Source organism: Agaribacterium haliotis, assembly GCF_002312815.1.
Taxonomy (GTDB): domain Bacteria; phylum Pseudomonadota; class Gammaproteobacteria; order Pseudomonadales; family Cellvibrionaceae; genus Agaribacterium; species Agaribacterium haliotis.
The window spans coordinates 477061-489875 of the sequence record NZ_NKQJ01000001.1; the positions used below are offsets into that span (position 1 = coordinate 477061).

The 12815-nt window shown below is 51.6% G+C and carries 8 protein-coding genes; 6 read left to right on the forward strand and 2 right to left on the reverse strand.

The window, feature by feature from the left end; all coding sequences use genetic code 11:
- The first annotated feature begins 43 nt into the window (after positions 1–43).
- Complete coding sequence (locus tag CFK45_RS02110; protein WP_158224573.1) at positions 44–982, forward strand: DUF4124 domain-containing protein; 939 nt, start codon at positions 44–46, stop codon at positions 980–982.
- Between the two features lie 18 nt (positions 983–1000).
- On the opposite strand, the gene CFK45_RS02115 is transcribed toward CFK45_RS02110, so the two are convergent.
- Entirely contained in the window at positions 1001–2248 is a 1248-nt protein-coding gene (locus CFK45_RS02115) for a DUF5610 domain-containing protein (RefSeq protein ID WP_096084737.1), read from the reverse strand.
- Between the two features lie 631 nt (positions 2249–2879).
- On the opposite strand from CFK45_RS02115, the gene hemN reads away from it, so the two are divergent.
- The 4 genes from hemN (at position 2880) to CFK45_RS02135 (ending at position 9566) form a co-directional block, all read left to right on the forward strand.
- Complete coding sequence (hemN, locus tag CFK45_RS02120; RefSeq protein WP_096084738.1) at positions 2880–4286, forward strand: oxygen-independent coproporphyrinogen III oxidase; 1407 nt, start codon at positions 2880–2882, stop codon at positions 4284–4286.
- Between the two features lie 112 nt (positions 4287–4398).
- A complete protein-coding gene (locus CFK45_RS02125) occupies positions 4399–5229 on the forward strand; it encodes a putative RNA methyltransferase (RefSeq protein WP_096084739.1) in 831 nt (276 codons plus the stop codon).
- Positions 5230–5351: 122 nt separating this feature from the next.
- Positions 5352–6476, forward strand: a complete 1125-nt coding sequence (locus CFK45_RS02130) for an efflux RND transporter periplasmic adaptor subunit (protein ID WP_096084740.1) — start codon at positions 5352–5354, stop codon at positions 6474–6476.
- Positions 6477–6485: 9 nt separating this feature from the next.
- Complete coding sequence (locus CFK45_RS02135; RefSeq protein ID WP_096084741.1) at positions 6486–9566, forward strand: efflux RND transporter permease subunit; 3081 nt, start codon at positions 6486–6488, stop codon at positions 9564–9566.
- Between the two features lie 972 nt (positions 9567–10538).
- On the opposite strand, the gene CFK45_RS02140 is transcribed toward CFK45_RS02135, so the two are convergent.
- Positions 10539–11957 (reverse strand): DNA recombination protein RmuC, encoded by a 1419-nt coding sequence (locus tag CFK45_RS02140; RefSeq protein WP_096084742.1) that lies wholly within the window; start codon positions 11955–11957, stop codon positions 10539–10541.
- Positions 11958–12050: 93 nt separating this feature from the next.
- On the opposite strand from CFK45_RS02140, the gene CFK45_RS02145 reads away from it, so the two are divergent.
- On the forward strand, positions 12051–12809 hold the full coding sequence (locus tag CFK45_RS02145; protein WP_096084743.1) for an exodeoxyribonuclease III: 759 nt from the start codon (positions 12051–12053) through the stop codon (positions 12807–12809).
- Positions 12810–12815 lie beyond the last annotated feature (6 nt).

Consider the following 12815-nt stretch of genomic DNA (forward strand, 5'->3'; position numbering starts at 1 on the left):
CAAAACGTACACTCACTTTAAACCACCTCAACTACAAACATCCATGTCCTTGTTTAAAAGCGCGCTAATTTATCATTTAGTACTAGTAACCGCCGCGACCGGCACAACAAGCGCCGGGATATACAAGTGGACAGACGCAAATGGCAAGGTTCATTTTAGCGATAAAAAACACGGGCATATTCAACAAGAGCAAATCACACTCGACACCCAACAAAGTGCGTGGAACCGCTATAACATTGAAGTCAAAACCATAGGCGCGACGCTGAGCGCAAACGAGCAAAGGCAGATTGCCGAAGGTGTAAACTGGGTTTACGAGTTTTATGATCGTGTGTTGTTTTTTGATTTTTACAAAACCGTTCCGGTAAGCATCACTGTTCTAAGTGACAAAAGCGCCTACATCAGCCACTTACAAAAAACTTACCACTATGACGCCCGCCACTCACTGGGTGTTTATCTGCGCTCACACAATAGAATATATACCTATATAAACGAACAAGATCGCAGCCGAACATTTAGAACAATTAAACATGAAACTAGCCACGCAATTGTTGACACGCTAAGCACGTACACCCCGCGCTGGCTAAACGAAGGCCTCGCCGAGCAAATGGAGTTTATTAGCAAAAACAATGGGCGCCTGAACATTCAAGCCCACAAGATAAATCAACGCATAGTCCAACAAGATGTTAAAACCGGGAAAATATTAAGCGTTGAACAGTTGCTAAAAATGAAAAGCAGCGATTGGGGGCGACATATGGCTAACAATTCCAGCCTACAATCCCAGGCAGGGCAATTTGTTAACCTTCTTATGCAAACCGGCCCGGATCGAAGCTTTATCTCACGCTTATTACATAATTTTGTCCGCGGCGACAGAACCCTATCCTACTACCTTGTGGATGATAATTATGTAGGCGGCATTAAAACCCTGGAATTAAAATGGCGGCGATGGGCTAAGACACCGGGTGACAAAAGCATCACCCTGTGAAATAAGCCCTAAGCGATACTAAGCGAGCGCATCCAGATCTTCGATAAGTTGCGCCATCACGCTCTCTGCCTGAGCGCCACTTTGCTCAACTAACTGTTCGGGCAGCGCAGAAAACAGCCCCAAGGCCTGCGATTTATGCCTCATATCTTCAAGCGCCTGAACAAAACGCGCCAACAGCATTAATTGCTCATCGTGTTTATCAAATGGCTCACCGGTCGCCTCAGCTTTTGCCGGCGCGGAAGCATAAGTTGTATCGGTTTGAGCGCTGTATTCGTAGCGCAGCTTCAAAGAAAAGCGCGCAATTTCTTCGCTGTTAAAACCAAGCTCGCTTGCGTGCTCAAATGCGGCATTGATATCACCGTTAAAAAATAAATCGCTGACCTCGCGCACCTGGGTGAGCAAATCTTCGATGGCAGCGAGCTCGTCATCGTCAAGCTCGCCCTGAATATCGAGATAAAAACCCGCAGCCGCGTGAAAACTGCCCGACAGCGTTTCATCGCCATAGGCCACTTTTTGCCCCTGCAAGACGCTGCCCTGGGCATAGGCCGCGCGAATCTGTACACGATCACCATCTTTCGTAGTTAAATCAAACGCAAAACTTCGGCTTTCACTGCGACGATAATCAAAACTTGAAGCCTCGATCAGTGAACGCAAATTATCGGCTTCAGAGTTGCCCCCCGGCCTTGTTTCACCAGCCTGCGCCGGCGCCGAAAATACAGGCAGCGGCTCAGCCTCAACACTATTTAGTTTTGCCGTCGCGCGGCGCTCGGCCTGCTGTTCGCGAAGCTGGTCTGTCACCGGCGAGGCGATACCGAGATCTTCTGCGATCGCGTCGATGCCGTCGAGCACATCACTAAAGGTCTGCTCAATCGCTTCTTCGACTTCAGGATAAAGCATCGCCAAGGCACTTAGCTGCTCGTAAGCTTCATGATAACCCTGCAAAAAACCCTGGAGGCCGGCTTCAAGGCGCGAGACTAACTGCTCGTCGCTGGCGCCCTCGGCGGCGTCGATCTGCAAGCGGCCATTAATAAACGCAAGAATGGTATTAGCGGCGTCAGTGCGGCCGGAGCCCTCGAGTGCCTTTGACGCCGGTTGCGAATACGCAGAAGCCTCTGAGGCCTGATTCCCGGCGCCCCCGGCTGCCGAAGTGTGCCCGTCATCCGCGCCGCGCTGTGAACTTTGTACGCCGGAGCCCGAGCGTTGGTATTGCAATTGTTGATAGTGGTTGCGCTGGTGAAGCGCAGTATTCGACGTAGAAAGTGTCATGGGGCCTCCTGATTTCATCGATGGCAAAGCTCCGAGCTGCAGCCTGCTTAAATTAACGACGCCTGTTTTATCAAGCGTCTAATTTACAAAGGTCTAAATTCCCAAGGCCTAAGTTACGAAGGTCTAAGTTACGAAGGTCTTGAGCAAAGACTTTGTTAAAAACTCCCTAATATTAGAAATCTCGCCGCTGTTAGAAAGCTAAGCGGTACAGACGAGTTCCCTAGTGCCAGTCATCGGCAGGGCCGGTCAAAACTTCAATACCGTTCAGCACTGAACACAATGATTTTTATGCCAAGTGTCTATTCAATTACACAAGGTCGAACACACAAGGCCGGGCACACAGGCCGGCCAGATCAGTAACAGCAGCGCCGATATGCAGCGCTGCACTTATGCATTCAAACAACACAAGCTTGACCCCCGTCAAAAGCAGCGCGCAGAACACGGCCATACTGGCCGGTCAAATGCGATAAGCTCGCCAGGGACGCCGAGCTGTCGCCGATCAACAACATAAATAGAGCACAATTGCGATGTGCGCTGCTGCGCTGCACCCGGCACCACGCTTGGCACCACGCTTGGCACTAAGCCCAGCACCACGTCCAGCGCAGCGCTATGTCTTAACGAGGGGGATACCATGGCTTTAACTTTCGAAACGCAAGGAGATCAGTTCTGGGATCTTGAACTGATTCGCAAATACGATTTAACCGGCCCGCGCTACACCTCCTACCCGACCGCACCACAATTTGATGGCAATTACTCGGAACAAGATTGGCAGCAGGCAAGCGACAGTGTGCTCAACCGCAGCCAGCGCATTTCGCTCTACCTGCACATCCCGTTTTGCGACACCATTTGTTATTACTGTGGCTGCAGTAAAATTGTCACCGCCAACCGCAGCCACGCGGCAAAGTATCTGAACTACTTAAAAAAAGAGATCGCCCTTAAAGCCAAACGCATCCCCGACTACGCCGAAGTTGAGCAAATTCACTTTGGCGGCGGCACCCCAACTTACTTAGACGATGAACAACTGCAGGCACTAATGCTTTTTATTGCCGAGCAGTTTCGTTTTGCCAGCGACAACTTTGAATGCGCCATTGAAATCCATCCGCAAAGTGTCGACGGCCAGCGCCTTGAGCATTTAAAAAACATCGGCTTTAACCGCCTAAGTCTGGGCCTGCAAGACTTTAACCCCGAGGTTCAGCAAGCGGTGAACCGCTTTAACAGCAAACAAGAAGTGCAGGCGCTGATCAAAAAAGCGCGCGAGCTCGAATTTAACTCCATTTCCGTTGATTTGATTTACGGCCTGCCAAAACAAAGTGCCAGCAGCTTTCAACAGACCCTCGATGAAGTCATCGAACTCAGCCCCGACAGACTGAGCCTATTTAACTACGCGCACATGCCGCACCTGTTTAAATCACAAAAACAGATCAATGCCAGTGAACTGCCCGAGCCTCAAGAAAAGCTTGAGATTTTGCACAACAGCATTAATCAGCTGTGCAGCAATGGCTATCGTTATATCGGCATGGATCACTTTGCCAAAAACAGCGACGCCCTTAGCCTCGCCCAGCTCGACGGCAGCATGCAGAGAAACTTCCAGGGTTACGCCACCCACAACAACGGCGTTCTGCACGCCTTTGGTTTAAGTGCCATTAGCTCGTTAGGCGAGCACTACGCGCAAAACGTCAAATTACTCGATCGATATTACGGCGCGCTCGATGCCGGCACCTTACCTCTAGACAAAGGCTACGACTTAAACCGAGACGACCTTATTCGCCGCGACGTGATCAATACCTTGCTGTGTCAATTTAAACTCGATTTTATGCAGCTAAAACAAAACTTTGGCATCGATTTTCACGAGTATTTTTCCGACGCCCTGCCCGCGCTGCACGAACTGCACAGCGACGGCCTTATCGTGCTGCGCGACAACAACCTGGAGATCCTCGACGCCGGGCGCCTGCTGGCGCGCAGTGTGTGCAAGCTCTTTGATCAGTACATCGCCAAACGTTCAGCCGCCGATCAAAACCGCTATTCGCGTATTATTTAAAGCCGGCGCCGGGCTCGGATACAAACGCCTGCGCTGACCAAACCAGGCGCGCCTGCATTAACAGCCGCGCGCCAAAGCAGTACACTGCGCGCTTTTGCACCGAGACTTACCCATGACCCCGGCCTATCGCTGCCCGCTGTGTGAACAAACGCTTGTGTTCGAAAACAAAAGCTGGCACTGCTTAAACAAACACTGCTTTGATGTTGCCAAAGAAGGTTATGTCAATCTGCTGCCCGTGCAGAATAAAAAAAGCCTCGAGCCCGGCGACAGCCCGGCAATGATGCAAAGCCGCCGGCTATTTTTGCAGCGCGGCTTTTACCAGCGCTTTGCCCAGCGCCAGTTTGAATTGATTCAACAGCAATTAATTCGCGACGCTCGCGCCATCAATGCCGTACTCGATATTGGCTGCGGCGACGGTTATTACCTTATGCAGCTTGCGGAAAAACTCGCGCCCAATCAGCTCGATCTGCACGGCATCGATATTGCTAAAAGCGCGGCGCGCCTCAGTGCCAAACAACACAAACAAGCACACTTCAGTGTAGCCAGCGCCAAAAACCTGCCCTACTTTGACAACAGCTTTGACCTGTTACTGAGTATTTTCTCTCCGCTGAATATTGCCGAAGCCGAGCGAGTGTTAAAGCCCGGAGGCCTGCTACTTATTGCCGGCGCAGGCCCGGAGCATCTCAAGCAACTTGCCGCCAGAGTCTACAAACAGGCCAAAAACCACGAGGGCGCCAAACTTGAGCTCGGTTTATCACTTGAGCTTGCCTGTGAAGAACAGCTTAAATACAGCGTGGAGCTCGACGGCCCGGCGCTGCTTGAACTGCTGACGATGACGCCGTACTACTGGAGCGCCGACGACAGCTGCAAACAGGCGCTTCGCGAAATGACAGCCACGGAAATACAGCTCGATTTTAAATTTCAGCTATTAAAAAAACCGTAATTACAAAAAAATCGATAGACGCACAAAAAAACAGGCCTGACAACGTATGCTTTAGATGAGAATCAAGTACCATAGCTGCTCCAAAATTTAGGCCTCGGCCCCCACCCAAGTAAGGCAGCTGTATGAGCAAGTTCAAAGCGCCACTGATCGTTCTCGGCGTCGTTCTCTTTATTGTTATTGTTGTTGGCGGCATCAAAGCCCTGCAATTTAAATCCATGGCAGAAGCCGGCGCCAATGCCAGTATTCCGCCATCGGCGGTCAGCGTATTTGCCGCCGAAAAGCAGCAGTGGAGCAACTCTATTCGCGCCATCGGCACCGTGCGCGCCGATGAGGGTATCACCGTTATGGCCGAACTTGCCGGCCGCGTCGAAAGCATACACTTCAAGTCCGGCGACAGCGTTAACGCCGGCGACTTGCTGTTAAAGCAAGACAGCAGCAGTGAGCGCGCCATGCTAAAGGCCGCCGAAGCTCAACTGCGCCTGGCTCAGTACAACTTCAAGCAGGTTAACGAGCTGCGCCGTAAAAATACCGTCAGTGAAAGCCAGTACGAAACCGCCAAGCAAGATCTCGACGCCGCCCAGGCCAATGTACAAAACCTAGCCAGCGCCGTTGCCAAAAAAGAAATTCGCGCAAGCTTTAGCGGCCGCCTGGGTATTCGCGAAGTCGACATCGGCGAAGATCTGCGCGCCGGCAGCGCCATTGTTGATCTGTATTCCCACAACAACCTGAAAGTGGACTTTCCGGTGCCGCAGCGCTGGCTGGCCCAGGTACAGCCCGGCCAAGCGGTGAGTGTCAATATGATCGAAAACAAAGACGCCAATGTCGCCGGCAGCATTAGTGCCGTCGGTGCGGCGGTCGATGAAATTACCCGCAATATCGACGTACAGGCCACCCTTGAAAACGTCGATGGCCAACTGCTGCCTGGCATGGCGGTCGAGGTGCGTGTGGCCCTGCCCGAGCGGGAAGAGTTTTTGGTGGTGCCGTCAACCGCCGTGATCTACGCCCCCTACGGCGATACCGTCTTTCTAATCGAAGAAAACAAAGACAGCGGTCAGCTACAAGCGCGCCAGCAATTTATTCAAATTATTGCTCGCCGGGGCGATTTTGTTGCCATCGGCAAGGGTTTGAACGTGGGCGACAAAGTTGCCAGTGCGGGCGCCTTCAAGCTCTTTAACGGCCAGCCGGTGATTATCACCGACAACGAAGAAGCTGAGTACAGCCTAAATCCTCAGCCGCAAGACAGCTAAGGGGCGACGATGAAATTTACCGATATTTTTATCCGCCGGCCGGTTTTAAGCATTGTCGTGAGCATGCTTATTTTAATCGCCGGCCTGCAGGCGGCGATGAACCTGACCGTGCGCCAATACCCCGAGAGCGACTCGGCGGTGATCAGCATTCAAACGGTCTACGTTGGCGCCAGTGCCGAATTGGTTCAGGGTTTTATCACCACGCCGATCGAGCGCGCGATTTCGTCCGCCGACGGCATCGACTATGTCGAGAGCGTCAGTGCGCTCGGCTATTCAACCGTCAACGCGGTGCTCAAGCTCAACTACGACCCAGTGCGCGCGATGTCCGAGATCAGCGCCAAGGTCAACCAGATTCGCGGCGAGCTGCCACCGGAAGCGGAGATACCGGCACTAACGATCACCTCGCCCGATGAAGAGGTCGCCTCAGCTTATTTGAGCTTTAGCTCCGATGTGCTGAGCCAAAGCCAGATCACCGACTACCTGGTGCGCGCGATTCAGCCGCGTCTGTCCGCCCTGCCCGGTGTACAAAAAGCCGATATTCTCGGCGGCCGCACCTTCGCCATGCGCGCCTGGCTTAAACCCGAAAACATGGCCGCGTACAAAGTCAGCCCGGCAGAGGTTTACCAAGCGCTGGCGGTCAACAATGTGCAGAGCACGCTCGGCCAAACCAAAGGCGCACTGACGCAAGTTAATTTAAGCGCCAACACCGACCTTCGCACCGTTGAAGATTTTCGCAAACTGATAGTGCGCCAAAGCCCCGACGGCACCATTCGCCTGGAAGATATCGCCGATGTTGAGCTCGGCGCCCAGGATTACAACACGGTTGTAAACTACAGCGGTAAAACGGCTATTTTTATGGGCGTTTGGGTCCTGCCAACCGCCAATGCGCTCGATGTTATCGCCGACGTTAAAAAAGAAATGGACCTTATCCAAGCGGTGCTGCCGAGCGGCCTCGACGCCGAACTCAGCTACGATGCAACGGCCTATATCGCCGAAGCCATTACCGAGGTCACCGCCACCCTAATCGAGACACTGATCATCATCACCATTGTGATCTTTTTGTTCTTGGGCTTTAGCCGTTCGGTGCTGATTCCGCTCTTGGCCATTCCGCTGTCACTGATAGGTGCGGTATTTATTATTCAGATCTTTGGTTTCTCGCTGAACTTGCTAACCTTGCTTGCGATTGTTCTCAGCGTTGGCCTGGTGGTCGACGATGCGATTATCATGGTCGAGAACGTCGAGCGCCATATCGAAGAGGGCAAAAGCCCCTTTGACGCCGCCATTGATGCCGCGCGCGAACTAATAGGCCCCATTATCTCGATGACCGTCACCATTGTTTCGGTCTATGTACCAATTGCTTTCCAGGGTGGCCTGACCGGCTCTTTATTCCGGGAGTTTGCCATTACCCTCGCCGGCGCCATTGTTGTCAGCGCCATTGTCGCCGTAACCTTGAGCCCCATGCTCGGCTCCAAACTGCTGCAGGCCAACAAAAAAATGGCCGGGCCTTTGGAAGCGCCGTTTGAGCGCTTTCGCGATTGGTACTCGGCGTTTGTCGACGCAACGTTGCGCCATAAATACTCGGTGTACTTCTTGTGGTTTGCGCTGACCTTGATGATCGTCCCCCTTTATGTGCTCTCTCCCAAAGAGCTGGCACCGACGGAAGATCAGGGCGTTATTTTTGGTTTTGTTGAGACCCCGGCCGACGCCACCATCGATCAAAGCGCGTTTTACGCCAAGCAAGTCAACACGGCGTTTCAAAATGTTGAAGAAACCGACTTCACCTTTCAGGTGACCTTCCCCACTGGCGGTTTTGCCGGCATGGTTACCAAACCCTGGAGTGAGCGCGAGCGCACCGTTTTTCAGATTTTGCCCGAAGTACAAGCGTCTTTGAGCCAGGTTGCAGGCCTTAATGTAATGCCGGCTACGCCACCGTCTCTGCCCGGCGGCTCTAACTTCCCGGTGAATTTTGTCATTTTATCGACGGCGCCAGCCGGAGAAATCTACAATTTTGCAAGCGAGTTACAGCAGGCTGCGGCAGCCAGTGGCAAATTTGCTTTTCCGCCTATGCTCGATATGAAATACGACCAGCCCAACGCCCAGGTGTTGATCGACAAAGATAAAGTTGCGGACTACGGCTTAAACCTACAAACCGTTACCCGCGATCTTGCTATCTTGCTCGGCGGCAATTACGTCAACCGCTTTAATATGCACGGCATGAGTTATCGTGTTATTCCCCAGGTTCAACGCAGCGCACGTTTAACGCCGGAAGATTTAAAAGATCTTTATATTAGCGGCCCCCAGGGTGAGCTCATTCGCCTTGCGGAAATCGCCAGCATCAGCGACAGCACCGTGCCGCGTTCACTGAACCGCTTCCAGCAATTAAATGCGGTCAAACTCAGCGGCTTCCCTATCGTGCCACTGGATGACGCCCTGCAATTTATGGAGCAAAAATCTGCGGAGATTTTACCGGGTAATTATTCTATCGATTACACCGGCGAGTCTCGCCAGTTGCGCACGGAAGGCAATAAATTTATTCCGGCCATTAGTTTTGCCACCATTATTATTTTTATGGTGCTGGCAGCGCAGTTTAATAGTTTCCGCGACCCGCTGATTATTTTACTTGGCTCGGTACCTATGGCCATTTTCGGCGCATTGGTTTTTACTTTCTTAAAGTCGTTTATGCCCCACTGGACAGACGGCTGGACCAGTACCTTGAATATTTATTCTCAGGTGGGTTTGGTAACCTTAATAGGCTTGATTGTGCGCAACGGCATTTTGGTGGTTGAATTTGCTAACAATCTGCAAGAAAAAGGTATGAGTAAATTGCAAGCCGTTAAAGATGCCAGTTTTGTGCGCTTGAGGCCGGTATTGATGACCAGCATTGCAACCATCGCAGGCCATACCCCGCTTATTTTTGCAGCCGGCGCCGGTGCAGAGGCACGAAACTCCATCGGTTTGGTACTTGTACTGGGCATGGCGATAGGCACCTTGTTTAGCCTGGTGGTGCTTCCGGCCATTTATATGCTTTTTGCCCGAGATTTTAATCAAGCCAAACAGCAAAAACCGGAGCTTGAACAGGCGCACGCTTAATAAATAATGCGTGATATTTGCGCTTACCAGCGCTTACCGCTCAAGGATTGAGTGAGTATAGAGGAACTCGCACATTGTCAGCCCTTGCCCGCTTAAGGGTTGAGCGGGAATCGATGGCAGGGAAGCCATCGTTTAGCCCATCGTTTAGCTTATATGGATATATCCACAGCGTCCCGCGAGAGCCCCTGAGCAGCCAAGGGCTAACTACGGCAGCGTTTCCCAACAAGCTGTTAATTTGTAAACTTTGACTGTGCTAATTTTCCGCCGACAAGTGGCTTAAGGCCATCGCCGGCGCCGTCAATACTTCCGTGTAGGCTAAACATCGCCATCCATGGCTCTGATTCCGGCTCAAACCTTAAGTCACTTGTCGGCTAGCTCAGGTCTACTTTTTAAAAAGCTTTAACTAATTGGAAGAATAGTAAGAAGACAATACTAGGGCTTAAACACTGTCAGCCCCTGCCCGCTTAAGGGTTGAGCGGGAATCGATGGCAGGGAAGCCATCGTTTAGCCCAACGTTTAGCTTATATGGATGTATCCACAGCGTCCCGCGAGCGCCCTTGAGCTGGCAAGGGCGAGCTACGGCAGCAGCACTTCCCAACACGATGTTAATTTGTAAATATTGACCGTGCTAATTTTCCGCCGACAAGTGGCTTAAGGCCATCACCGGCGCCGTCAATACTTCCCTGTAGGCTAAACATCGCCATCCATGGCTCTGATTCCGGCTCACACCTTAAGCCACTTCTCGGCTAGCTACGGCCTACTTTTTAAAAAGCTTTAACTAATTGGGAAAACAAAGAAATAATTGGAAAAATATAACAAGACAATACTAGGGCTTGCACACTGTCAGCCCTTGCCCGCTCAAGGGTTGAGCGGGAATCGATGGCAGGGAAGCCATCGTTTAGCTTACACGGATGTATCCACAGCGTCCCGCGAGCGCCCTTGAGCTGACAAGGGCGAAAACGGCAGCAACGCTTATTCTTTAGAATCTAATAGTTCTTTTTCCGTCAATGCGGCGGGGAGTTTTTCTTTGACGCTGACCCCCATATCAACAAACTTATCAACCTGCTTGGCGAGCGAGCCGCGGCCATCTTTTAAGGTGTTCCAGCTCTCGTCATAGGTTTTTTGCACCGTCCCTATTTGTGTGCCGAGCTTTTGCATTTTTTCCGCAAAAACCCTCAACTTGTCATAGACCTTGGCCGCCTGTTCGGCGAGCTGGCGAGTGTTGGCATTTTGCTTATCGATGGACCACAGATGGGCAACAATGCGCAAGCTCGACAACAGTGTATTTGGCGTCACGATGGCAATGCCTTTGCGATAGGCCTCCTGGAACAGCGCCGGTTCGTAGTCTGCGGCGGCAAGATACGCGGCCTCGTTGCCGATAAACATAAAAATATATTCAGGGCTATTGAGCCCTTTAAGCTGCGCGTAGTTTTTTTCACTCAAGCTTTTTACGTGGCTGCGAATGGCCTCGACATGGCGCTTCATACACAACTGCTGCTCTTCTTCTGTTTTAGCAGCGGTCGCCTCTATGTAAGCCACCAGAGAAATTTTACTGTCAATAATAATGTGTTTGTCATTTGGCAGGTTCACAATAAAATCGGGCCGTTGATCGCGGCCGTCTTCCGTTTTATAACTGGCTTCGCGCAAGTACTCGCGCCCCTGAACCAAACCGCTCATTTCCAACAGTAGTTCTGCTTGAACTTCCGACCAACTGCCCTGGGCTTTTTTATCACCTTTCAAGGCAGACGCTAAGGTCTTTGCTTCATCACTCATTTTCAGGCCGACGTCGAGCACGTGTTTGATCTGCGCTTCGAGCTTTGTTGTGCCCTGCAGGCTCTCGCTGTGCACTTCATTGACACGCTGCTGAAAGGCCTGCATCTGCTCTTTAAAAGGTTTGAGCACACTGTCGAGCTGGCCTCGGCTCTGAGCGTCAAAGCTTTTGCCTTTTTCATCAAAAATCTTTGCCGCGAGTAGCTCAAACTCTTTTTTCAAACTCTGCTTTTGTGTTTCAAATTGCTCGAGTTGCCGCGCAAAGCTTTGCTCGCGCTCTTTTGCGGTGGCCTCGCTAACCTCCAGCTGCTTTTGTGCATTGACAGCAGTACTGCGCTGCTTGTCAAGTTCCAACTCAAGGCGCTCTCGTTCGTCTTGCATTTGCTTAAGGCCCTGCACCTTAGCCTCAAGCTCTGTTTGCAGTTGCACGCGCGCCAGGGCATCGGCAGCGAGCTGCTGTTCAAGCGCTTTGTGTGTCGAAGCTGCTTCACCAGCTCGCAGCTCAAACGCTTGCTTTTGCCGGTGCAAAAACAACCACATTAGCAGCAATGAAAAAACCAAGGTAAAAGCAAAGGTGCCAGCAGCGCTTAAGAGCGGTACAAGCGCGGCGTCAATATTCATAGAAGAGCTCACTTTTTGGGCCGTTGGCCGTTGGCCGACAGGGCCAGTTAAGGTAGGCTATGCGGCGTTTTTACAGGGGGATAGACACAGAGCATGCGCCTGATTTCGTGGAATGTTAACGGCATTCGCGCCGTAATGAAAAAAGATTTTATGCAGAGCTTCGAGGCGATGGCGCCCGATGTCCTGTGCCTACAAGAAACCAAAGCGCAGGACGAGCAAACCCTCGAGGCTCTCAAGCAGCTTGATGGCTGGCATATTTACACCAACAGCGCCGAGCGGAAAGGTTATAGCGGTACGGCCATCATCAGCAAAGAAGAGCCCCTATCGGTCAGCTACGACATCGGCATTGCCGAGCACGACCAGGAAGGCCGCGTTATTTGCGCCGAATACAGCGACTACTTTTTAGTCACCGTTTATACCCCTAACTCGGGCTCCGAGCTCAAACGATTAGCCTATCGCCAAAGTTGGGACACGGCGTTTTTAAGCTATCTCAAAGAGCTAGAAAAACAAAAACCGGTGATACTCTGCGGCGATCTCAATGTCGCACACCAGGCAATCGACCTTAAACGCCCAAAAGAAAACTACAACAAAGCCGCAGGTTACATGCAAGAAGAGATCGACGGCATGGACAATTACATCAACGCCGGTTTTATTGATAGTTTTCGCGAACAGCGCGGCGAAGAAGTTAAATACTCATGGTGGAGTTACCGAGCCCAGGCCCGCGCGCGCAATGTCGGCTGGAGAATTGATTATTTTTTGTGCTCAGCAACACTCAAAGAGCGCATTACTGATGCCGATATTTACTGCGATATTATGGGTTCCGACCACTGCCCGGTTGTACTGGAAATATAAGTACTG